We start from the raw sequence: 21,738 nt of genomic DNA, 5'->3' as shown, positions 1-21,738 counted from the left end.
TGTTGCGGTTCTACGGGTTTCACTCTGGATTGCCTCCGGGATTCAAAAGGTTATTCTGCCTTGGTCGATCAGGCGGAGATCACGTCGTTGATGGCATCGATGATCGCGATGTGATCATCGAGCGGCAGGCGATCGATGGTCATCTGAAGTTGGCCGAGCCGATCGGTTCGGCTATCGTCGATTGCTTGGCCGATGTGCACTGCCTCGCTCAGGTATTTCTCCTCGTTCGCGGCGTTGAAATGCGCAAGCAGTTTGGCTGTAAGGTCCGTGCGTAGTACGGCAAGTGCCCCTAGCAGGCCGTATGCGCCCCAGTTCGCGACGCCGGAGACGATCAGATGATCGGCGCTGGTTTGTGCTGCTACGAGTGAGCCATTGGGGATGTCGTTTTCGACGATATCTTTTGGTAGAACACCCATTCCGATTTCGTTCCCACCGTCACCGATGCCGATGCTCACCCAGGGAGCGGTCCAACCGTCGTCTTCGAAGAGATAGTCGAGTGGGGCGGTGTCCTGCGAGATGTCCCAACCGTGCTCGCGGTGCGGTTTGCCATCGGACCCCAGTGAGCATCGCTCGATAGCGACGATGTGGGACAGCGGGTGTTCTGCCGATTCCAGGCGTGCCCGCAGGGCGCGGACGGCGGCGGGATCGACTGCCACGATCTCGAGGTCGACCTTGGCCGGCAAGGCCTCCACGACGGCCCACACCGCCTTGGCGCATGGGGCATCCGTGATCACGGTGACCGGGATTCCGGCTTCGATCAGTCCTGCTGCGAGCTGACCCATGCCATTGAGACCGTCCGTCTCCGGTGATGGCGGTTCGGCGTGACGGACGAAGAATCCGCACACGATTCCGACGTGCGGCGTGGGGGTGTTGGCCAATGATTCAGCCGCGCGTTGCAGGTTTCCTTCGGCGAACTTCACCAGGCGAGTGATGTCCCGGCGGACTGTACGACCGACGATGGTTTCGATGCGAGTGATCGAACTGTCCACGTCAACCTCCATCTGTATATGTAACGTATATTTACTGTAGCGATCGGTGTTCGTCGTTACAAGGGTTTACGCGATCAAGCGCTACGCTCCTTGTAACCAGGAAGTATGCAGAACGTATATTCGTGGGTTGACCCAGTAGCCCAGTATCTATCCTCGGACGGGGGAGCGAAATGACGAATCAACTGACGGATGGCGAGTCCTCGTCTGCGTCTCAGACCGACAGCGTTGTCGAGAGAATCCGATCACTCATCATCGACCTGGAACTTGCACCGGGGAGTCGAATCGACGAGAGATTGCTCCTGAGCAATTACGGCTTCGGCCGTACCCCCGCGCGCGAGGCGATCAATCGACTGGCCGCCGAGGGATTCGTCAAGATCGCTCCGAATCGAGGCGGCACCTTCGTTCGCAAACTCGACCTCGCAGAGATCCGCGAGATCGTCACCGCCCACCAGTTGGCGGAGACCGTCGTGGGAAACCTGTGCCGATTCGACGACGCGGCGCTGGTGCCCGATCTGACTGCCATTCAGGCCGAGTATCGCGAAAAGGTGAACCAGCGCCAGTACTTGGAGATCACCGAACAGAATCAGCGATTCCACCTGAGAATGCACCGCACCATCGACAACAGCTTCATCTACGACTTCGCGCATTCGACCCACCGACACGTCCGCCGTCTCAACGTGCTTCTCTACCAACTGGAAGCCGCAGACTCGGAACTGCACGAAGCACGATTCGACGAGAACCTCAGCGAACACGAGGCCATCATCGACGCGGTCCGCCGCGGCGATCGCGACGCGCTTCGCACGCTGTGCCCGGCTCACGCGACCAAGACACAGGACCGGTTGATTCAGATACTGAAGACCGGAACGGTCCAGCCTTTCGACATCGACATACGGACGGACGACCTTCTCGTTCCGAAGTCCTAAGGCCCACGCGCCTGCTGTCGATCACCGTCGTCATACTGTGAAGGCCTCTCGCCACACCAGACCTTCGACGGTGTCGTGGCTGGGCGCGTATTCACATCCGATCCACCCTTGATACTGCAGCCGGCGTAGTTGCTCGAACACGCAGACCCATGGGATGGAGCCCGTTCCGGGTTCGGATCTCCCCGGGCTGTCGGCGATCTGCACATGCGCAACGAAGGGCATCATCCGCGCCAGGTCGTCGACGACGTCGCCGCCGTCTGTTCGACAGTGGTAGACGTCGAAGAGAACACCCACTCGGCGGTGTCCGACTGCGTTCACTACCGCCGCTGTCTCGTCGAGCGATTCGAGTACGAATCCCGGGGATTCTTGCTGAGAGATCAACTCGATGACGAGCGTGATGCCCGTCGACGCTGACCGCTCCACCGCCCAGGCGAGATTCTCGACATAGGTCGCTATCGCGGAATCTTTCGATACATCAGGCCTACGAACGCCGGCCCTGACATGGATGATGCCGGTGCCCAATTCGACCCCGTAGTCCAACGCCGTCGAAAAGTCTGTCCGGAACACTCGCCTAGCGTCAGGAGTGCATGCGGTGCCGTACCGCAGGTTCGAGTCCGGAGTATTGATCAGCACCTGCTCAAGGCCCGAGTCGGCCAAGTATTTCGTGAGTTCCTTCAGCGAGTACTCGTACGGAGATGCGTACTCGACTCCGGTGAACCCGGCGTCGGCGGCGGCAGTGAAGCGCTGCTCGAAGGGGAGTTCCGTGAACAGCCACTTGAGGTTCGCAGCGAACCGAAACGCCGGCGCGACAGAAGTCATTCGAATGCCTCGACTCGCCCAGTAAAGCCCTCAGGTTCTCTCTCCAGCGGAAGATAATGACTTTCCTCTTCGCGGTCGGGGTTTCTGCCGATGGCGAGACCGGTGATAGTGCATGCAGCGGCGATGCCGATGTAGACCGGGATCAAGTCCCAGCTGCCGGTTCGGGTGAACAGATACGTGAAGATGAGAGGCGCCAGCGCGCCGCCCACGATTCCGGACAAACTGAACACCAAGGAGGATCCGGTGGCGCGAAGTCGGACGCTGAACTGTTCTGAAATGAACGCAGCCTGCGGGCCGTACATGAGTGAATGGAAGGCCAAGCCGCCGACGACACCCACAATCATGAGGAGCAGTGAGCCGTCCTGCACGATCACGAAGAACGCGATCGACCACACGAACGCGCCGACGGTCGCGACTCCGAACATCAGTCTGCGGTTGACGCGGTCGGATAACGCGCCGGCAGCGGGTGTGAACACGATTTGCGCGGCGGAGCCCACCATCACGGCCACCAGCACCTCGCTGCGACTGAAGCCCAGCTTCTGAACTCCGTATGTGATCGAAAAGACCGAGAACAACGCGAACGTGATATCTGGGCAGATTCGCGTGAGTATTCCAGCAACCAGTGCACGTCGCTCCGTGCCGAAAACTTCCGCGACCGGCGCTTCCGGGCGCTCTCCGCTTTCGCTCAGCGCTTGGAACACCGGAGTGTCTTCCAGCTTCATGCGTATCCAGAGACCGAAGCCGACGAGGACGGCCGACAGCAGGAACGCAACTCGCCATCCCCACGACGTGAATTGTTCGTCGGTCAGGACAACCGCCAATAGAGCGAGCACACCGTTGGCCATGAGGTTGCCGATCGGAGTTCCGACCTGCGCGGCCGAGGCTAGAAGTCCACGACGTTTCGGGTTGCCGTATTCGCTGGACAGCAATACCGCTCCACCCCACTCACCACCCACTGCGACACCCTGGGCGAACCGCAACACGACGAGCGCGATTGGTGCCGCGATGCCGAGAGTCGCGTAACCGGGCAGCAATCCGATCAGGAAGGTAGTGGCACCGATGATGATCAATGTGACGACCAGCAAGTGCTTTCGCCCGATCACATCGCCGAGGCGCCCGAAGACGAAGCCTCCTACGGGCCTTGAGATGTAACCCACGGCGTAGGTCGAGAACGCGAGAAGGGTGCCCGCAGTGGGGTCACTGTTAGGGAAGAAAACTTCTGGAAAGACCAGAGCGGCAGCCACCGAGTAGATGGCGAAGTCGTACCACTCCAGCGCTGTACCGGTAGCACTTGCTGCGTACGCCCTGTACATAACTCTTCGTGCGTTGTTCGTCTTGGACACGGTCGATTGTCCGCCCATGACGTCTCCTCTCGTCGTGCACGTTCTGCGTGCAGGTTCAGCCCCTTGCCGATCCCATATACTTCTCGTATATTTCAGGTAAGCGCAAGGGGCAATCGAGAATTTTTCAAACGTAACGCGCTCGAAACTTTCACCCCCGAACAGGTTTCGACCCCATCTACTTCGATGCGAATGAACAGAGATGACTTCAATACACACTGATAGACCGCTGGTAGCTCTGATCAGCGCAACGCCCGCGGCCATAGCGCCCGCAGTAGTAGGTTTGACCGAAAATTTTCCCGAAGCAGTGGTGTGGAACATCCTCGACGACCGGTTGCTGACGGAAGCCGATGAACACGGCGGCGTTGTAGGTCCGCTGGCGCAGAGAATGCTCCGACTCATCGACCACGCCGTCACCGAAGGCGCCGACGCAGTCCTGCTCACGTGCTCCATGTACGGACCGATCGCGCGCACCTACCCTGCACTCGTGCCCGTTCTCGCGCCCGATGATGCCGCGTTCGCCGCCGCTGTGGAGGGCGGATTCGACCGCATTCTGGTTGTCGCGTCCTTCGAAGCCGCACTACTCGACACGGAGAAGCGATTCGCAGATTTCGTGGCCACGCAGTCGAGGACTATCAAGATCCTCGGCGCCTACGCCCCCGCGGCGCACGAGGCCACCCGGGACGGCGACCAACACTCGCTACTCACCGCGCTGACCGAGACCTGCGTGACATTCACCGATCGCATCGACGCGATACTGCTTGCTCAGTACTCCCTGGCACCCGTTGCGTCCGCACTCTCCGAACGGCTGGGCATACCGGTTGTATCCGGTCCGGGCGCCGCGGCAAAACTGCTCCGGACACGACTCGACTACACCAGCGAGACAGCATGATTGGCGCCATCGCAGACGACTTCACCGGGGGCACCGACGTCGCCGTGGCCTTCCGTCGCGAAGGACTGAGAACGCACATGTTCTTCGGTGTACCGCCCGACGACGTCGAGCGGTCGCCCAGCGATGCCGTCGTCATCGCACTCAAGAGCAGGATGACCCCCGCGCCGGAGGCCGTGCAGCAGTCACTGGATGCATTACGGTGGTTGCGCGAACACGGTGCCGACCAAATCTACTTCAAATACTGCTCCACATTCGATTCGACACCACGCGGCAACATCGGCCCGGTACTGGACGCTCTCACCGACGCCATCGGCGCGGCCACGGTGATAACGACACCTAGCTCTCCTGAACACCTGCGAACGCAGTACCAGGGATACCTTTTCGTCGACATGCTCCTGCTATCCGATTCACACATGCGTAACCACCCGGTCACGCCGATGACCGACTCGTACCTCCCTCGCTTGCTACGTACTCAGACGGACGCAACAGTCGGACTGATCCCCCATGCGACGGTCAAGGAGGGTACCGACTCCATTACGGCAGCCATCGCCGCAGCCGAAACACGCGCTGAAAAATACATTCTCGTCGATGCTGTCGACCAACAGGACCTTCAGGCGATTGGTCGTGCCATCCAAGGATCATCGCTGACAGCCGGCGCAGCAGGCCTGGCGGGAGGTCTAGCGGCGGCAGTCGCGGCCGCCAACTCGACGCTCGTCGGCAACACGACCCCTGCTCAGGCAGGTGCCGACCGCGAAGGCCGAGCAGCCGTCCTCGCCGGCAGCTGCTCGGCGCGAACACTCGAGCAGATCGCCGTCATGAAAGGACAGGGACGCCCTTCGTACCAGCTCGACGCGATGGTCGACGACAACCCAGAAACCCTGGCCGCCGACGCACTCGCCTGGTACGACGCTCTCACCACCACCGACGCTCCGTTGATCTACTCGTCACTCAATCCGGTCGAGCTCAAACGCGTCCAAGACGCTCTCGGGATCGCCGAATCGGCTGCCGTCCTCGAAAACACCACGGGCCGAATAGCCATCGGACTCGTCGAACGTGGCGTCACCCGAATCGTCGCCGCCGGCGGCGAGACCTCCGGAGCGATCGTGACCGCACTCGACGTCAGCGGAGGACTCATCGGATCCGAGGCCGCACCGGGCGTGCCATGGATTCTGACAACATCCGGACACCGAATCGCCCTGCTCCTCAAATCAGGGAACTTCGGAAGCCCCGAACTGCTCGCCGACGCGTCGGCCCATCGATCGGATCTCGCATGACACACTTCGACGACAAGCGCGCCCAGGTAATAGCCGCGGCCAGATCGATCTTCACACGATCACTGACTCACGGCAGCACCGGAAACATCTCGGTCCGCGCTGGCGAGAACATCCTCGTCACTCCCACCGGCAGTAGCCTCGGAACCGTCGAACCCGATGAGTTGTCCATCATCGACGCGGCAGGAAAACACCTCGGCGGCACACGGCCGTCGAAGGAAGCATTCCTGCACGCTGCGATCCTGCGCGCGCGTCCACAGGCAAACGCCGTCGTACACACCCACTCGACGTATGCGGGTGCAGTGTCGTGCCTGGTCGATATCGACCCCGCCGACGTGCTGCCGCCACTGACCGCATACTTCGCGATGCGCATTGGGAAACTTCCCCTGCTTCCCTACTACGCGCCAGGCGACGACGGACTCGAAGAAACGGCCGAACACGCGGCCATCACCCACCACGCATTGCTACTGAGCAATCACGGCCCGATCGTCGCGGGAGACACCGTCGGATCAGCACTCGACGCGATCGAGGAACTCGAAGAGACATCCAAGCTCTTCCTCCTGTTACGGGGAATGAACACACGCCCACTCACAACACAACAACGTGATGCACTCGCCTCCACCCGATAGGACAATCAGGCATGAGCACCCCCCACGACAACCGTGTCTCCCTCTTCAGCACTCTCGCAGTGAAGGGCGCACTCGACTTCACCATTCTCCCTCGTTACGAACGGGACTCGGGCGCGCGCGCCGAATCGACATTCGATCCCACGAACGTGCTGCTGGACAAGATCGAAAGCGGTGCTCGACCGGACGTGATGATCGGTGTGTCATCGTCGTTCGACAGACTCGTCACTGCCGGCATTATCGACGGGCCGAGTCGCAAATCCATCGCTCGAACCGGCGTCGGACTCGCAGTCTCCCCCGAAACACCAACACCCGACATCAGCAGCCCGGAAGCACTCGCCTCGACGCTCAAACAGGCACGCTCAGTTGCATACTCCCGTACCGGAGCAAGCGGCGTCTACTTCGCAGAACTCCTCCTCGCTCTCGGTATTTCCCACGAGGTCAACTCCCGCGCCACCATCGTCGAAAAGGGCTTCACCGCTCTTGCGGTGGTCGACGGACGCGCTGATCTGGCCATCCAGCAACTCAGCGAGCTCAGGTTCGTCCCCGAGGTCCAGATCGTCGGACCCCTCCCCGAATCGATTCAGCATTACACCGAATTCTCGGCAGCACTCGGCACCCACGCCGTCGGCGACCGCAATGCAACGGCCCTGATCACTGCATTGACAACAGACTACGCACGGACCGCATACGCGGATGCAGGCCTCGAAGTACCGTGACCACCGGCAAGAATGCTAAATAGATTATTGGAGAACATAATTCACCGATAGATCCCGGCTCCTTTGCAGATGGCGGTCGTCGTGACGGCGCTGAATCGAGGGGAGCCAATTACCCTCCACCGGTACTTGCTGACCTCGCTGCAGTGGAGCAGGGAGGGCTTCGGTCAATATCGGTGGCCGAACGGGGTGCGGGGCAAGCCCGAATCGGGTTCCGGAGTGGCTGGGGTGGATTCCCCGTCGGCAAAGCTGGGAGGCAACGCGGCGAGTTGGATCTCCGGAATGGAGTTTAAATTCCACGCCCAATGGGTAATTGGCGGCCCCGTCGCTGCCGGGTAGACGACGGGGCCGCCCGCATCCCGGGCGGGAGCCAGAACGCACGGGATACGCTCGCTGCCATCGGGTGGCAGCGGGCACAGGACACCGACCGAGCCGGTGTCTCAGGCTCTACGCGAGCCGGGCGGAGGACAGACGTGCTTCGGCGATGCTGTCGGCTGCCTGTCCGGGGGTGATCGACTCCGCTTTCGACCTGTCGAGGATGGCGATGACAGTGTCATAGATGCGTTCGACGCGATCGCGTATCCAGTCGGTAGTCGCGCCTTCTCGCTCACCGGCTACCTGGATAAGGCCTCCGGCGTTGGCGACGTAGTCGGGGACCCACAGCACGTCCCGGTCATGAAGTTGCCGGCCTACCTCAGGGGTCCACAGTTGGTTGTTGGCCGCCCCGCAGACGATGGATGCGGTCAGCCGTGGCACTGTGCCCGTGGTGAGCGCGCCGCCCATGGCGCACGGCGCGTAGACGTCGATCCGCTCGCCGAGGATGTCGTGCGTGATGGAGATGTCGGGAAAACGTTCGACGACGCGGGCGAGGGAGGCATCGTGCACATCGGCGGCGATGACGCGTGCTCCGTCTGCGAGAAGAAGTGAGATCAACTCGGAGCCGACCTTGCCCACGCCCTCGACGCCCACGGTCCGACCCCACAACACAGGCTTTCCCCAAACTGTGGCGGCAGCTGCGCGCAGGGCTTGGTAGACACCGAGGGCAGTCATGGGGCCGCTGTTGCCGGATCCGCCGACAGCAGTGGAGCGTCCGACGACGTGATCGGTTGCCTCACCGATCACATCGAGATCGTCGGTATTGGTGCCGACGTCGCCGGCGGAGATGTACCGCCCACCGAGGGTGTCGATGAACCGGCCGTACGCGCGCAGCAGTTCGGGGGTTTTCGTCTGCTCCGGGTCGCCGATGATGACCGCCTTGCCGCCGCCGAGCGCGACTCCCGCGATCGCCGCCTTGTATGTCATCCCTCGCGACAGGCGCAGGACGTCGGTCAGCGCGCTGCTCTGGTCGGGATACGGGTAGAAGCGAGTGCCGCCGAGCGCGGGACCGAGGACTGTCGAATGTATGCCGATGATCGCCCGCAGTCCGGTGGCGGCGTCTTCGCAGAAGACGACTTGTTCGTGGGGAAGCCCGGGTATCGCGTCGGCGCGACCGAAGACGGTGTTGTCGTCGGTGGTCGCCACGTCGGGGGCGTCGGTGGTGAGTGTCATCTCGTGTTCCTTCTCGTGGTGACGGTGTGGGGCGTGGCGTGGTCAGCCATGCGCATGCAGGGGTTGTCCGGCGAGGGCCAGATGTGCTTCGCCGAGTGCCTCCGCCTGGGTGGGGTGGGCGTGCACGAGTTGGGCGACTTCCTGGGGATGGGCGCCCCAGGCGACGATCAGCTGGGCTTCGCTGATCAACTCGCTTACCCGCGCGCCGACCATGTGCACTCCGACGACCGGGCCGTCGGTGGACTCGGCGCCGGCGCGGATGACCTTGATGCCACCGGTGGTGCCGAGAATTTGGCTTTTCCCGTTTCCGGCGAGGTCGTAGACGATCGTGGAGACGTCTCCGTACTTCTCGCGTGCGCCGGCCTCGGTCAATCCGACCGACGCGATCTCCGGGTGGGTGTAGGTGACCCGCGGTATGGCCGTTTCTTCGATTCGGGTGGGATTGCGGCCGGCGATGTGTTCCGCGACGAACAGGCCTTGTTGGAAACCGCGGTGTGCGAGTTGCAGTCCGGCGACGATGTCGCCGACTGCGTAGACGCCGTCGTGGTTGGTTTGGAGGTGTTCGTCGACGACGACGAAGCCTCGGTCGAGTGCCACGCCGGCTTCGGCGAGACCGCTGTCGGCGGTTCGGGGGCCGCGTCCGACCGCCGCCATGAGCAGGTCGGTTTCGATCTTGTCGCCCGAGTCGAGTGTGATCGACACGGTCTCGCCGATCTCGGTGGCCTCGACGAACTTCGTCGAGGTCTGAGCGGTGATACCGCGTTTCCGGAACGCGCGGCTCAGCTGTTTCGAGGTCCACTCGTCTTCGGCGGCGACCAAACGGGGAAGTGCTTCGATGATCGTCACCTGCGACCCGAATGATGACCACACGCTGGCGAACTCGACGCCGATGACACCACCGCCGAGGATCGCCACGCGTTGCGGGATCTCCTTGCGTGTGAGGGTTTGGTCGCTGGTGACGATACGGCCACCGATTTCGAGGCCGGGAAGACTGCGTGCGTACGACCCGGTCGCGAGGACCACCGATTTGCCGGTGATCTTCTCGCCGTCGACGTCGACGGTCCGGTTGCCCAGGTAGCGGCCGTGGCCGGTGACGACCTCGATGCCGTGGTGTGTGACGAGTCCCTGCAGACCCTTGTACAGCTTGGCGACGACGCCGTCCTTGTAGTTGTGCACCTGGTCGCTATCGATACCGTCGAAAGTGCCACGCACCCCGTACCAATGGCCGTCGCGCACGGTGTCGGCGACTTCGGCCGCGTGCACGAGCGCTTTGGTGGGTATGCACCCGCGGTGCAGGCAGGTTCCACCGACTTTGTCCTTCTCCACGAGGGTGACGGACAGACCGAGCTGGGCGGCCCGGAACGCGCAGGCGTAACCACCCGACCCACCTCCGAGGACGACGAGGTCCGGTGTCCGAGTCATCGCTGATCTCCTCTCTAGCGACAGCGTTCGGGCAGCTGTCGCAAGTGCCTAGTGCAGGGTGTAGTGGTAACCGGGGTCCGCGACGGGTACGACATCGTGCGCTCCGTCGGGATACTCGACGAGCCAGCACGGTCGCCCCTGGGACGGGGCAACCATCATGACGCGTCCCGGTTGGCCGCAGCGCCATCCGTCTCGCCGCCGGTGAACGGTGATCAGGCGACCGATCTGCCGCTCGGCGAACCCGAGCGCACCGTCGTCGTGGGTGTACATGCGCATTCTCCGTGTCAGGGCCTCGTCGATCGTGCTCATCCGAGCGCGACGAACTCGAGCGGATCAGACAGGATGCGGCCGATGTCGGCGAGGAACTTCGACCCTTGCTCTCCGTCGACCAGCCGGTGGTCGAAGGACAGGCTCAACGTGGTCACCGAGCGCAGAGCGATGTCGCCCTCGAATTCCCAGGGTTGGTTGCGAATGGCTCCGAAGCACAGGATCGCCGCTTCGCCGGGGTTGAGAATCGGTGTGCCTGCGTCGACGCCGAACACCCCGACATTGGTGATTGTGATGGTGCCCCCGGCAAGATCCGCAGGTCCGGTCTTGCCTTCCTTGGCCGTGCGAGTGAGGTCGACCAACGCGTCGGCAAGCTCACGCAGACCCAGCCGGTGCGCGTGCTTGATGTTGGGAACCATGAGACCCCGGGGCGTGGCGGCCGCGATCCCCAAGTTGACATAGTGTTTGATCACGATCTCCTGGGCTTCGTCGTCCCAGTGCGAGTTCAGGCTCGGGTTCCGCCGAAGGGCGATGAGCAGCGCCTTGGCGATCAACGCCAGCGGTGTCAGCCGCACATCGGTGAATTGGCGGTGCGCACGCAATCTGTCGAGGAGCTCGACCGTTGGGGTGACATCCACAGTGACGAACTCGGTGACGTGCGGCGCGGTGAACGCACTGGTGACCATCGCGGCTGCGGTGTGCTTGCGGACGCCCTTGATCGCGACTCGGGTCTCGTCGCCGGGCGTGCTCCCGGCAACGACAGGCGGGGTCGAGAACGACTCCGGTGAGGCTTCCGATACCTGTTGCGCCGCCAGGTAATTGGTGACGTCGTCACGGGTGACGTCACCGTGCGGGCCGGTGGCGGGGACCTCCGCGATGTCGACATCGCGCTGGTACGCGTAGAACCGCACCGGTGGCTTGGCGAGCGGACGTGCCTTAGCTGCCGGCCCACCGGCCGCATCGCATCGGACCTTTGCGACGTCGGCAGCCGCGGGGCGCGAACGCCGTCGGCTACCGCCGTCGCCAGCCACTCCGTAGCCGACCAGGACGGGGATGCGATCCGGCGTGCCCGTCTCCGCCTGCGCGGCAGCGGAGGTTTGCGGTGTGGCGGGGGTTGCCGGGGCGGCGGGGTCTTCGCCGGTGTCGATGTCGATGATCGCGGTGCCGACGTCGACGGTTGCTCCCGCCGCGGCGTGTAGGGCGGTCACCGTGCCAGCGTACGGGGAGGGAAGCTCCACGGAGGCCTTGGCCGTTTCGACCTCGGCGATGATCTGATTGAGCTCGACGGTGTCCCCGACGGCCACGAACCAGGAGATCAGTTCCGCATCAGTCAGTCCCTCCCCGAGATCGGGCAGCAGGAAACTTCGTACTTCAGGCATGGTGTGTTCCGTTCTGGTGCGCTACGCGGCAATCGATCTGTCGACGGCGTCGAGGATCCGGTCCACATCGGGCAGGAAGAATTGCTCGAGTTTCGCGGGCGGATAGGGGAGGGTGAACCCGCCGACCCTCAGGACCGGGGACTCGAGGTGGTAGAAGCAGCGTTCGGTCACTCGCGCCGCGATCTCGGCTCCGATTCCGAGGAACACCGGGGCTTCGTGGGTGACGATCAGCCGTCCGGTCTTCCGTACCGAAGCCTCGATCGTGTCCATGTCGAGAGGCGAGAGCGAACGCAGGTCGATGACCTCCAGCGACGTTCCTTCCTCCGCCGCTACCGTCGCGGCCTGCACCGCTGTCGTTACCAGCGGGCCGTACGCCAGCAGCGTGGCATCGGTACCTTCCACCACAGTCCGAGCCTTGTGCAGCGGGAAGGCGTTCGTACCGGCGTCGAGGTCGACCGGGCCCTTCTCCCAATACCGTCGCTTGGGTTCGAAGAACAGCACCGGATCATCCGAGGCGATGGCCTGACGGATCATCAGATGCGCGTCGGCGGCGTTGCCGCAGGTGACTACTCGCAGACCGGCAGTCTGGGCGAAGTAGCCCTCCGGTGACTCCGAGTGATGCTCGATGGCTCCGATACCACCGCCGTAGGGGACACGGATGGTGATCGGGACCTTGACGTTGCCACCGGTCCGGTAATGCAGCTTGGCGACCTGGGAGACGATCTGATCGAACGCCGGGTAGATGAATCCGTCGAACTGGATCTCACAGACGGGGCGGAAGCCGCGCATCGCCAGGCCTATTGCGGTGCCCAGGATTCCGGATTCAGCAAGCGGGGTGTCGATGACCCGATGTGTGCCGAAGTCCTTCTGCAGACCCTCGGTGATCCGAAAGACGCCGCCGAGCTGTCCGATGTCCTCACCCATGAGCAGAACCTTCGGGTCGTCCTCCATGGCGCGCCGTAAACCGGCGTTGAGGGCCTTGCCCAGGGGGAGTGTGGTGGTCGTGGTGGTCATCGTGTCGGTCCTTCGAAGCTGGCGAGGTAGGTCTCGAACTGGCGGCGCTCGTCGTCGACGAGGGGATGAGGGTCGGCGTACACGTGGTCGAACAGGGACATAGGGGTGGGCTCGACCGTCTCGAGGCACCCGCGGCGCAATTCGGCTGCGGTGGCATCGGCTTGGGCCTGCGCGCGTGCGAGGTAGGCGTCATCGAGCACACCTTCTCGCTCGAGCAACTTCTTGATCCGAGCCAATGGATCTTTCAGTTTCCACTCCTCGTCGAGCGCCGAATTCCGGTAGCGGGTGGGGTCGTCGGAAGTGGTGTGCGGACCCATCCGGTAGGTAACCGCTTCGATCAACGTTGGGCCGTTGCCCTCTCGCGCGCCCGCGAGGGCGGCCCGGGTAGCGGCCAGAACGGCGAGGACGTCGTTGCCGTCGACCCGGACGGACGGAATCCCGAAACCGCGGCCCCGTTCGGCGATGGTCACCTTCGTCTGCAGCGACACCGGTTCGGAGATCGCCCACTGATTGTTCTGGCAGAAGAAGACGACCGCAGCCTGGAAGCTGGCCGCGAAACCGAATGCCTCGGAGATGTCGCCCTGGCTGGTAGCGCCGTCACCGAAATAGGTGATCGTCGCGGCTGCGGCACCCTCGAGCTGAGCGCCCATCGCGTACCCCGTGGCGTGCAGGGCCTGGCACCCGACAATGATCGCCGGAGTGGTCATCCGGTACTGCAGCGGATCCCATCCCGAATGCGTTGACCCCCGCCAGAATCGCAGCATGTGCGTCGGATCCACCCCGCGGCAGTACGCGACCCCGTGTTCCCGGTAGCTCGCGAAGGCGAAGTCGTCCTCGGCCAGCGCCCGGGCCGACCCGACCTGCGCTGCTTCCTGGCCGAGAAGCGGTGCCCACAAGCCGAGTTCACCTTGGCGCTGCAGCGCCGTCGCCTCGGAATCGATGCGCCGCACCACCACGAGATCTTCGTACAGATCCAGCAGCCGCCGGGTGTCGATGTCTGCGACCAGCGGCGCGAGCTCCTGGTCGTCGACGCGTAGCCCGTCCTCGGTGACGAGTTGTACGGGTGCGATGGTGTGGTCGATCACGGGATACCTCCGACGCGCGGCGACTGCCGCATAGGCATGTTGTTGGGATAGCGAATCACTGGTTAGCAAGATGCACAAGGCGCAATCTTCATATTGAGCAATATGCCCAGACCGTATTGAAGGGGATGCGTCAAGATGCGCGCTATGCCATATTTCGACCACGCCGACATCCACCTTGCTCGGCGACCTGTGTGACAATCCGAGAGCTAGCGGCGTGGATCTTGCGCATCGAATGGAAGTGTCTCGAAATACTGTGCAGTCCCGAATAAACCCGTGGGGGCAGGCCCGACATGCTCCGAGGTTTCGATCAACGAATCCCGCCGCGGAGCCTTGGGTATCCGTTGCTGGTCTTCGTGGACCATCCGAGTAGGCCGACAGCAACTGAGTCGTCTGTCCGAAATGCGTAGTGGCATAATGAAGGTAGTGGAGATGATAACTGTTTCAGGGGAAGTAGATCTGGTCGCCCGGGTGGCGGCGACCAGCCGACGATTTGTATCGAACCGTCGCGCTAATCCTGGAGATCGACGGGGTGGAGCGCACGATCGCCGGCATCTCGATGCTCCAGTTGGTGCCGTACCGCGCCCGGCAACTGTTCACCGAAATGACAGGGCCTCAACGGTAGTGGCCCCGCCGATCAGGCTCGAGTGATTGATGGCGGGCCAATCGTGCATCCCCGTCGAGCAGACGTGGGGGAGACGCCCTCGGCCCCGGGCAGGGTCAGCGGCGGTCGGTGCGGACGTGTCCGATCACCGTGACCGCGACTGTGAGGGCAGCGGCGAGTGCCATTGTCACGCCGAGATGACTGTGCCGCAATATAATCGCACCGACTACCGCGCCGATCAGGATTGCGAGGATGGCACCGATCCGGCGATTCCACAGTGCCGACCCTCCACCCGACATCCAGGACTCGCTCGCGAGTGAGGTCAGTGTGGAAGTCACCACGACGGTCGTCATGTCTTTCACCCCCACCTTACGGGCGACTGCAGCCTGTGTCCCCATCGTGGCCGCGGTCGCGGCCGCGATGATCAGTTGCCCAGCGGTGTTGGCAGAAGTGTCGATCACGAAGATCGCAATCGTGCATCCCACCAGCGCCGCAGATCCCACCGCAAGGCACATGCTCACCCGACTCGTCCAGCCGGAGGGCTGCGTGCGCAACACCAAGCCTGCGACGAATGCGGCCGCGGTGAAGGCGACGAGGGCGATCGCGGGGCCGAGCACCGGCAGTTCGTCGGCACCGGCCAAGCCCATCCCGAGGATGACGATGTTACCGGTCATGTTGCCGACGAAGACACGGTCCAGCCCGAGGTAGCCGACGGAGTCGACGACACCGGTGACGAAGGTCAGGACGACCATGAGGGTCAGAGTCGTAGATTCCGGGGGTGCCTTCCCGGGTGCAGTGGGCTTCGAAGTGGTTGAGGCGACAGTCATGGCAAAGCTTTCTGATGGACGAAGAAACGGAAGAAGGCGATGCGTGATCGACGTGTAGTCGGTCAGGAAGCAGCGAGTTGTTTGAATGAGCTTGCGTGGAAGACGAGCGGATCTGTTGTCGGGGCAAGAGCGAAATCGTGCACGGCGAACAAGGCGATGGCGTGGTCGCCGGCGTCGACCTCGGCGTGCAGTGAGCAGTCGAGAGTGGAGATTCCACCGGCGATGTGCAGTGCCCCCTGCGTGGTGCGCGACCAGGGCACTTCCGCGAAGCGATCGCCCTCGCGCAGTGAGAGCTGTCGGCAGGTCGCGGCTTGGTGCCGAGCCAGGATGGTGATCCCGATTCGAGGCGCCGTGCGCAGGACCTGCCAGGTGCGGGAGGTGTTCTGGACGGCAACAGAAACCAGTGGGGGATCGAACGAGACGGAGGTGAATGAGCTCGCCGCCATGCCGATTGGTGTTCCGTGGATGTGAGCGCCGACCGCTGCGACACCGGTCGGAAAGGATCCATACAGCGCCCGCAGGCCCGCGTGATCGAGTACGTGTTGGGTAGTCACTTGCATTCTCCTGATGGGGGAGCGACGCGTGCGAGAGTTCAGCCGCAGCGCTCGATGAGATACAGGCGCGCCACGCGCGCCAGTTCGGTGGCATAGGTGCCGGAATCCGGGCGACCGGCATAGGTGGGTTCGTCGGCCGTGACACTGCCGGCCGTCGTGACTCGCATTAGCAGGCTCTGCATGATGACCTCGTAGGCGATATCGACGGCCGCATCGAGGTCATCACCGGATACCTCGCCGCACCGCCGCACCGCCTCCAGCAGCATCGATTTCATCCGGGTGTGGAAATCGAACCCACGCCGCCGCATGGCGCGGTCATCGGCGCTGTGGACGAAGATGAAGGCAAACAGCCGGCTCCGGGCGAAGTATTCGGTCGACAAGACCCCGGTGAAGGTGTCGAGAACCTCGGTGAGCCGGTTGGGTTCGGCAGCGAGACGCTCTTCGACCACGGCCTCCAAGTCGGTCATCACCTCTTCCTTGACCTGCCGGAGAAGTGCCTCGCGATTCGGGAAGCGCCGATAGACACCGCCAATCGACACCCCCGATTCGTCGGACACCGACGACATGGTGAATTCGGAGAATCCCTCACTGGTCAGCAGGGCAACCGCCGCCGCAAGGATCTGCTGTTCCGAGCGCACGCTGCGCTTCTGCTTGGGGGCGATGCGCTCGGGCGTAGGTATCGAGGTCATCCGTTCATTCTCCCGTCTCGGTGCCGGCCCACACTCGCTCGAGGAATCGAACGACTTCCGAGACCAGCGGATCCTGTGCGAACACAGCGTCACCGTGGTCCGCGTCGGGCACCACCACCATCTCCGAATGTCCACCGGAGACGGAGACGGCCTCGTGGAGGCGTCGGCTCTGGCCGATCCCGACGCGCCGATCATCGTCGCCGTGCATGATCAACAGCGGAGGAAGCCGCGCCCCTTGCCGGATGAGGCCCGGTACCGAGGATGTTGCGTCACTGCATCGGTGGTCATCGCCGAGGAATCGGCGGATCACCTCGTCGAAATCGTCGATGCTGACGGCCGGGTCCGTATGGGCGTCGGTGCGCAGTTCAGCAAGGTCGGTGACTCCGTAGTGGTCGACCACCGCCGAGAGCTGCGCCGACTCGTCGAGGTGCTCGCCGATGGGGCGACCCATCGGGCTCGGGCCGTCGAGTGCGGCCATCAACATCAGGTAGGCACCTGCAGAACTACCCCATCCGGCGACTCTGCCGGCATCGAGGTTGAATCGGTCGCTGTGCGCGCGAACCCAGCGAACCGCGGCGCGGACATCTTCGATCGGCTCGGGAAACTGCGCCTCCCCTGACAGTCGGTACTCGACGGACGCCACCGCGATGCCCTGCCCGGGAAGTGAGTGCCAGGGGCCCATTTCCTTGATGCCGGCGAGGAAGCTGCCGGCATGGGCGTAGACCACGACGGGGGCCGTCTCGGTTCCCGTCGGCACGTGCAGGTCGAGGCGCAGCGGTCGCCAGCCGGCATCCGAGGCGAAGGGCAGGTCGAGATAGCTCACGGCCCCCGGCAGGACTTCACACGGGTGAGGTTCGACCAGGGCAGGCGGAGCGAACTGACGGTAGTCCACGGGTGGTACCAGATCCGTGATGTGCTGCGCAGTCGATGGTGCTGATTCTGCACTCATACGGTCCTCCTGTAGTGGTCCTCGTCGAGCAGTTTCAGGCCCTTGCTCGAGCCGAGGGGCGTCCGGGCAGATCGGTTAGATGCGGATGTACTCGGGAATCGCCGGCAGTGCGCCGGCCAGATCGAACGCGCCGATGAACGCGTTCTTCGCATCGATCGAGTCATGACTGCCGAAGGTGCGTGCGTTGCGCCAGAATCGATCGAGGCGGTAGGTGTTCGACGTACTGCGTGCGCCGGTCAGATCGTGAATTCGGGAGGAAACCTCGAGACCTGCCCGGGTGCTGGCGACTTTGGCGCGGAATCCGCGAATAGCCATCTCGGCGGGCTCGGCGTCCCGGGCGGGGGACTCGAGCTGCTCGGCGACGGTGAGCATCAGTGCACGCGAGGCAGCGAGTTCGCTCGACATCTCACCGAGTTGCCGGTGCATCAGTGGATCATTGGTAGCCGTTCCGAACTTCGGCATGCTGGGGCGGTTGAGCTTCTGCAGGTAGGCGATCGCTGCGTCATATGCGCCCTCCCCGATGCCTTGCAGTAGTCCGGCGTGCAAAAGCATTGCAGCGCAGAAGAAGTAGGGATCTGCTGCGTGGGCCGGAAAGTGCCACCCATCGGGTACGAAGACCTCGCGGTAGTCAATGGTCTGACTGTACGTTCCGCGCTGGCCCATGTTGTCCCAGTCGTGATGCAGCGTCAGTGCGGGATTGTCGAGCCGGATCAGCGCGTGGTGGCGGGTGCTCGATTCGAGCTGCTCGTCGTCGCCGAGGAGTGCGAAACTGACGCTGGTGATGTCCTGGCCGCCGCCGCCGCTGTTGGTGTTGAAGGTCTTGGTGCCGTCGACGACGATGCCACCGGGAACCTTCCGCCCGACCACGCGCCCGTTTCCGCCCGTTTCCGCGTTCGAGGCCACGAATCGACGCCCGCGGCGGAGTACCTCGTCGGCCAGCTGCTCGCGCGTCTCCGACGGCAACTCCGGTGCGTCGAAAATTTCGCGAGCGACCAACGCGCCGCTGAGCCAACACTGGCCCGTCGAGCCGTCGCCGGCAGAGATTTCCGCGAGGGTCTCGATGGTGTGTCGCCAGCCCCCGAACGACGGTCCGTCCCACAGTCCGCCGAGTGCGGCTGGGACGTTGAGGGCGTGCAGACCGGCCTCGCCGAGCAGGCGCATGTTGTCGGTGGGATCGGATCCTTCGGCATCGATCGACGGGCCGGCCTCGGCGAGGATCGGACGCAACTCCTTCGCTCGCTGGACGACCTCATCGCGACTGGTGGGCAGTACGCAGGCAATGGAGGGGGCGGTAATGGGCATCGTGAACTCCTGTGGGTGGTGTCCTCTTCGTACGGTCGTTGCGGAAAACGCGGTGCCGTTTGGAGGTGTGACAGCTACCATAGTGGAATGAGTATTCGCATTCCACTGTTCGGGGTTAAGAATTTGTTTCCAAGCCGGCGCTCGGGCGGGAACGGAACCGTTCCTGCAGCTGGTACCCACCGCATCGAAGCTGCGGTGCGGGCGCTCGCCGACGGCGACCCTGTCGTTCTCGTCTGCACCGACCGAGCCGACGCGGTGGAAGCCGAACTCGTGTGCAGTGCCGCGTCGGTGTCGACCACCACAATGGATTTTCTCGTCCGGCACACCTCGGGATTCGTGACCATCGCTCTGCCGCCGGCCGCATGTGATCGCTTGGGGCTTCCCCCGATGCACTACGCCACCACCGGTGTCGACTACGCGGTATCGGTGGATGCCATCGACGGCGTCGGCACCGGCATCTCCGCCCACGACCGGGCCGTGACATCGCGGGCACTCGCGGACCCGACCTCCCAGCGAGAGGGGTTCACCCGTCCGGGGCACACCGTGCCGATTCGCACCGCGACCGGCGGCCTACTGGAACGACCACACCGCGCCGAGGCGGCACTGGAACTCACCCGTGCAGCCGACCAGACGCCTGCCGCGGTCATGGCCACACTCGTCAGCACTGTCGACGACCGGCGCATGGCCGATCTCGCCGAGGCCGTCGACTTCGCCGATCACCACCACTTGGCCTGGCTGACCGTGTCCGAGGTGTACCAATGGCGGACCACGATAGCGGGAAACACCGCCCCTACGGCTGCTGGATACCCGCGCATGGGAGAACGAACCCATGCCCTCGACTGTGCTCGTCGAACTCGACAAGATAGGGCAACGACGGCGGCCGGACCGTCGAGTGGGCGATGACGCCCTGGCGGCGCCAATGTTCCTTCCGGATAGCAATGCTGGTGCGCGCCTGAGTTTCGAAGTTGATCAAGCCCGCGGAACGCCCGATCACCTCCCTCGCGCCACCGACCTCGCCCGCAGCCAACAGGTCGACCGCGTCGACAAGGACCTCCGGCACCGTGATTCCTGCCGCGACGGTGTCGGCACCAGCCAGCACATCGTCGACCAGACCGAGGCCCCCGAAACCCGTCATCAGATGCGCCTCCGTGACCTCTCGCAACTGGCGGATCCGCCAGAATGTCGGGGGGCACTCGCACTTGATTCCATACAGGAAATCCAGCCCGGTCACCGCCTCCTGCAGGTGATCGATCGCGATCGTGACCCCGGTGGCAGCGGGAAGATCCTGCAGCAGCACCGGCAGCTGTGTGATCGAATGCGTGGCGACCAGAGCGCGGCGCAGCTCTACTGGGTCGGGCGACAGGACCGGAACCATCACCGCATGCAGGCGGCCACTGAATTGAGCGGCGAACACACGGAGCTCATTCGCGGCCTCGTCCGGGTTCCGATTCGTGGACGCAGCGACGACGGGTGCGGGCCCTGCGCTGTCCAGGATGACCGCCAATGCCCGTGACTTCTCCGCCAACGAGAGCGAGTCGGGTTCGGCGATGACCCCTAGCGCGATGAGGCCCGAGCAGCCTCGAGACAGCATCTCCCGGGTAAGCGCGCGCAGCGACGGCTCGCAGATCCGCTCTGCATTCGCACCGAATGGGGTGGCCACCATGGCCCACACAGGCATCCTCGACATGATTCGTAACCTTTCGTGACTCACTCAGGATGGACCGGGCATTCGGTCACCCGCGATCCCATTAGAGTGACAAGGGATCCAAAAACGGATTCAAGGGCGGAGGGATCAGGCATGGCAGAACCGGTCGTCGGCGTCCCCGACGAAGGCGCAGCGACTTCTCCTCTGGTTCAGCAGCTCGTCGAGACCATCCAGGACCGCATCAGTCGCGGCACCTACAGTTTCGGAACGTGGATCAGGCAGGAGCCACTCGCCCAGGAACTGGGGGTCAGCCGGATGCCCATCCGTGAGGCCCTTGCACAACTACAGGCACTCGGGGTGGTGGAGATCGTCCCGAACCGCGGTGCACGACCGAAGCTGCCGTCGATGCGTGAGCTCCTCGAAGTGTTCGAGGTGCGGGCGGTACTCGAGGGGCACGCCGCCCACGAGGCCGCCCGGCAGATCACCTACACGCAACTACGGGAGCTGTTCGATGCGGTCGAATCTTTCCGAGGGGTGGTGGAGCAGGCGCTGACGGGCGAAGCCGACCCGGAGGAACTGCGGGCCGGCTGGGTTCACGCCAACAATGCCTTCCACGACACCGTCCTCGCAGCCTCCGGTAACGATCAATTGCGCGCGACCGTCGATTCGCTCCATCACCGTATTCCCCGCAATCTGACGTGGACAGCACTGGACGCGGATCCACGGCTTCTGGAAGAGAACGCGGCCGCGCATGCGGCGATCGCTGATGCGATCGACCGACGCGACGGCAACCTCGCCCGGGACCTGATGATCGAGCACTCACGCCGGGCTCGGGAGCTGATCATCAAACGGTCGCATCAGTCGTTCGCGCCCTGACGTA

At 63.6% G+C, this 21,738-nt stretch carries 22 protein-coding genes; 7 read left to right on the top strand and 15 right to left on the bottom strand.

The features are described 5' to 3' along the window. Positions 1–68: 68 nt before the first annotated feature. On the bottom strand, positions 69–989 hold the full coding sequence (locus JWS14_RS42370) for a glutamate cyclase domain-containing protein (RefSeq protein ID WP_167118202.1): 921 nt from the start codon (positions 987–989) through the stop codon (positions 69–71). A gap of 170 nt (positions 990–1,159) precedes the next feature. Here JWS14_RS42370 and JWS14_RS42365 point away from each other — a divergent pair, with 170 nt between their 5' ends. After that, complete coding sequence (locus JWS14_RS42365) at positions 1,160–1,912, top strand: GntR family transcriptional regulator (RefSeq protein WP_167118205.1); 753 nt, start codon at positions 1,160–1,162, stop codon at positions 1,910–1,912. A gap of 30 nt (positions 1,913–1,942) precedes the next feature. Here JWS14_RS42365 and JWS14_RS42360 read toward each other — a convergent pair whose 3' ends face one another. Together JWS14_RS42360 and JWS14_RS42355 are read right to left on the bottom strand one after the other, a co-directional pair. Further along, complete coding sequence (locus tag JWS14_RS42360; RefSeq protein ID WP_167118208.1) at positions 1,943–2,731, bottom strand: hydroxypyruvate isomerase family protein; 789 nt, start codon at positions 2,729–2,731, stop codon at positions 1,943–1,945. Then, positions 2,728–4,092, bottom strand: a complete 1,365-nt coding sequence (locus tag JWS14_RS42355) for an MFS transporter (protein ID WP_167118211.1) — start codon at positions 4,090–4,092, stop codon at positions 2,728–2,730. The genes JWS14_RS42360 and JWS14_RS42355 overlap by 4 nt, the downstream gene beginning before the upstream one ends. 262 nt (positions 4,093–4,354) lie before the next feature. Here JWS14_RS42355 and JWS14_RS42350 point away from each other — a divergent pair, with 262 nt between their 5' ends. From JWS14_RS42350 to JWS14_RS42335, 4 genes are read left to right on the top strand one after another with little or no spacing between them, the layout of a single operon-like run. Further along, the gene (locus JWS14_RS42350; protein WP_206032758.1) at positions 4,355–4,963 is read left to right on the top strand and encodes a hypothetical protein; all 609 of its coding nucleotides are present in this window, start codon (positions 4,355–4,357) and stop codon (positions 4,961–4,963) included. Next, entirely contained in the window at positions 4,960–6,237 is a 1,278-nt protein-coding gene (gene otnK / locus JWS14_RS42345; protein WP_167118217.1) for a 3-oxo-tetronate kinase, read from the top strand. Before JWS14_RS42350 ends, otnK begins: the two co-directional genes overlap by 4 nt. Beyond that, positions 6,234–6,863 carry a 3-oxo-tetronate 4-phosphate decarboxylase gene (gene otnC, locus JWS14_RS42340; protein ID WP_167118220.1) on the top strand — a complete coding sequence of 210 codons (630 nt, stop codon included), beginning with the start codon at positions 6,234–6,236 and terminating at the stop codon, positions 6,861–6,863. Before otnK ends, otnC begins: the two co-directional genes overlap by 4 nt. 11 nt (positions 6,864–6,874) lie before the next feature. Further along, complete coding sequence (locus JWS14_RS42335) at positions 6,875–7,579, top strand: molybdate ABC transporter substrate-binding protein (protein ID WP_206016405.1); 705 nt, start codon at positions 6,875–6,877, stop codon at positions 7,577–7,579. Positions 7,580–8,023: 444 nt separating this feature from the next. Here the strand turns inward: JWS14_RS42335 and JWS14_RS42330 are convergent, their stop codons facing one another. The 11 genes from JWS14_RS42330 to JWS14_RS42280 form a co-directional block, all read right to left on the bottom strand. Beyond that, a complete protein-coding gene (locus tag JWS14_RS42330) occupies positions 8,024–9,124 on the bottom strand; it encodes a Glu/Leu/Phe/Val family dehydrogenase (RefSeq protein ID WP_206016404.1) in 1,101 nt (366 codons plus the stop codon). 42 nt (positions 9,125–9,166) lie between these two features. After that, complete coding sequence (gene lpdA / locus JWS14_RS42325; protein ID WP_206016403.1) at positions 9,167–10,546, bottom strand: dihydrolipoyl dehydrogenase; 1,380 nt, start codon at positions 10,544–10,546, stop codon at positions 9,167–9,169. 48 nt (positions 10,547–10,594) lie between these two features. After that, a complete protein-coding gene (locus JWS14_RS42320; RefSeq protein WP_206016989.1) occupies positions 10,595–10,855 on the bottom strand; it encodes a hypothetical protein in 261 nt (86 codons plus the stop codon). Beyond that, positions 10,852–12,192 (bottom strand): dihydrolipoamide acetyltransferase family protein, encoded by a 1,341-nt coding sequence (locus tag JWS14_RS42315; RefSeq protein ID WP_206016402.1) that lies wholly within the window; start codon positions 12,190–12,192, stop codon positions 10,852–10,854. Before JWS14_RS42315 ends, JWS14_RS42320 begins: the two co-directional genes overlap by 4 nt. Before the next feature lie 21 nt (positions 12,193–12,213). After that, complete coding sequence (locus tag JWS14_RS42310; protein ID WP_206016401.1) at positions 12,214–13,206, bottom strand: alpha-ketoacid dehydrogenase subunit beta; 993 nt, start codon at positions 13,204–13,206, stop codon at positions 12,214–12,216. After that, complete coding sequence (gene pdhA, locus JWS14_RS42305) at positions 13,203–14,276, bottom strand: pyruvate dehydrogenase (acetyl-transferring) E1 component subunit alpha (RefSeq protein ID WP_206016923.1); 1,074 nt, start codon at positions 14,274–14,276, stop codon at positions 13,203–13,205. Before pdhA ends, JWS14_RS42310 begins: the two co-directional genes overlap by 4 nt. Positions 14,277–15,008: 732 nt before the next feature. Next, positions 15,009–15,644, bottom strand: a complete 636-nt coding sequence (locus JWS14_RS42300; protein WP_241031757.1) for a YoaK family protein — start codon at positions 15,642–15,644, stop codon at positions 15,009–15,011. 137 nt (positions 15,645–15,781) lie between these two features. Continuing rightward, positions 15,782–16,273, bottom strand: a complete 492-nt coding sequence (locus JWS14_RS42295; protein WP_241031756.1) for a flavin reductase family protein — start codon at positions 16,271–16,273, stop codon at positions 15,782–15,784. Positions 16,274–16,311: 38 nt separating this feature from the next. Beyond that, the gene (locus JWS14_RS42290; RefSeq protein ID WP_206016398.1) at positions 16,312–16,911 is read right to left on the bottom strand and encodes a TetR/AcrR family transcriptional regulator; all 600 of its coding nucleotides are present in this window, start codon (positions 16,909–16,911) and stop codon (positions 16,312–16,314) included. A gap of 55 nt (positions 16,912–16,966) precedes the next feature. Then, positions 16,967–17,911: an alpha/beta hydrolase gene (locus tag JWS14_RS42285; protein ID WP_206016397.1), complete on the bottom strand. Its 945-nt coding sequence runs from the start codon at positions 17,909–17,911 to the stop codon at positions 16,967–16,969. 75 nt (positions 17,912–17,986) lie between these two features. Then, positions 17,987–19,213 (bottom strand): acyl-CoA dehydrogenase family protein, encoded by a 1,227-nt coding sequence (locus tag JWS14_RS42280; RefSeq protein ID WP_206016396.1) that lies wholly within the window; start codon positions 19,211–19,213, stop codon positions 17,987–17,989. 87 nt (positions 19,214–19,300) lie between these two features. On the opposite strand from JWS14_RS42280, the gene JWS14_RS42275 reads away from it, so the two are divergent. Next, the gene (locus JWS14_RS42275) at positions 19,301–20,116 is read left to right on the top strand and encodes a 3,4-dihydroxy-2-butanone-4-phosphate synthase (protein ID WP_206016395.1); all 816 of its coding nucleotides are present in this window, start codon (positions 19,301–19,303) and stop codon (positions 20,114–20,116) included. Here JWS14_RS42275 and JWS14_RS42270 read toward each other — a convergent pair. After that, the gene (locus tag JWS14_RS42270; protein WP_206016394.1) at positions 20,004–20,900 is read right to left on the bottom strand and encodes a dihydrodipicolinate synthase family protein; all 897 of its coding nucleotides are present in this window, start codon (positions 20,898–20,900) and stop codon (positions 20,004–20,006) included. The genes JWS14_RS42275 and JWS14_RS42270 overlap by 113 nt on opposite strands. Positions 20,901–21,011: 111 nt before the next feature. Between JWS14_RS42270 and JWS14_RS42265 the strand changes: the two genes are divergently transcribed. Beyond that, entirely contained in the window at positions 21,012–21,734 is a 723-nt protein-coding gene (locus tag JWS14_RS42265) for a GntR family transcriptional regulator (RefSeq protein ID WP_095869964.1), read from the top strand. Positions 21,735–21,738 lie beyond the last annotated feature (4 nt).

Source organism: Rhodococcus koreensis (assembly GCF_017068375.1).
In the GTDB taxonomy this organism is placed as follows: Bacteria; Actinomycetota; Actinomycetes; order Mycobacteriales; family Mycobacteriaceae; genus Rhodococcus_F; species Rhodococcus_F koreensis.
The sequence above is the reverse complement of the archived record's forward strand: the minus strand, read 5'-3'. Positions and strand labels throughout refer to the sequence as shown.

Excerpts from the sequence above, each read along its gene's own strand:
- JWS14_RS42360 (WP_167118208.1), bottom strand. The coding sequence starts at position 2,731 with ATGACTTCTGTCGCGCCGGCGTTTCGGTTCGCTGCGAACCTCAAGTGG.
- lpdA (WP_206016403.1), bottom strand. The coding sequence starts at position 10,546 with ATGACTCGGACACCGGACCTCGTCGTCCTCGGAGGTGGGTCGGGTGGT.
- JWS14_RS42355 (WP_167118211.1), bottom strand. The coding sequence starts at position 4,092 with ATGGGCGGACAATCGACCGTGTCCAAGACGAACAACGCACGAAGAGTT.
- JWS14_RS42265 (WP_095869964.1), top strand. The coding sequence starts at position 21,012 with ATGGCAGAACCGGTCGTCGGCGTCCCCGACGAAGGCGCAGCGACTTCT.
- JWS14_RS42365 (WP_167118205.1), top strand. The coding sequence starts at position 1,160 with ATGACGAATCAACTGACGGATGGCGAGTCCTCGTCTGCGTCTCAGACC.
- JWS14_RS42270 (WP_206016394.1), bottom strand. The coding sequence starts at position 20,900 with ATGTCGAGGATGCCTGTGTGGGCCATGGTGGCCACCCCATTCGGTGCG.
- otnC (WP_167118220.1), top strand. The coding sequence starts at position 6,234 with ATGACACACTTCGACGACAAGCGCGCCCAGGTAATAGCCGCGGCCAGA.
- JWS14_RS42315 (WP_206016402.1), bottom strand. The coding sequence starts at position 12,192 with ATGCCTGAAGTACGAAGTTTCCTGCTGCCCGATCTCGGGGAGGGACTG.
- JWS14_RS42310 (WP_206016401.1), bottom strand. The coding sequence starts at position 13,206 with ATGACCACCACGACCACCACACTCCCCCTGGGCAAGGCCCTCAACGCC.
- JWS14_RS42280 (WP_206016396.1), bottom strand. The coding sequence starts at position 19,213 with ATGCCCATTACCGCCCCCTCCATTGCCTGCGTACTGCCCACCAGTCGC.
- JWS14_RS42320 (WP_206016989.1), bottom strand. The coding sequence starts at position 10,855 with ATGAGCACGATCGACGAGGCCCTGACACGGAGAATGCGCATGTACACC.
- JWS14_RS42335 (WP_206016405.1), top strand. The coding sequence starts at position 6,875 with ATGAGCACCCCCCACGACAACCGTGTCTCCCTCTTCAGCACTCTCGCA.
- JWS14_RS42330 (WP_206016404.1), bottom strand. The coding sequence starts at position 9,124 with ATGACACTCACCACCGACGCCCCCGACGTGGCGACCACCGACGACAAC.
- JWS14_RS42275 (WP_206016395.1), top strand. The coding sequence starts at position 19,301 with ATGAGTATTCGCATTCCACTGTTCGGGGTTAAGAATTTGTTTCCAAGC.
- otnK (WP_167118217.1), top strand. The coding sequence starts at position 4,960 with ATGATTGGCGCCATCGCAGACGACTTCACCGGGGGCACCGACGTCGCC.
- JWS14_RS42300 (WP_241031757.1), bottom strand. The coding sequence starts at position 15,644 with ATGGTCGTCCTGACCTTCGTCACCGGTGTCGTCGACTCCGTCGGCTAC.
- JWS14_RS42285 (WP_206016397.1), bottom strand. The coding sequence starts at position 17,911 with ATGAGTGCAGAATCAGCACCATCGACTGCGCAGCACATCACGGATCTG.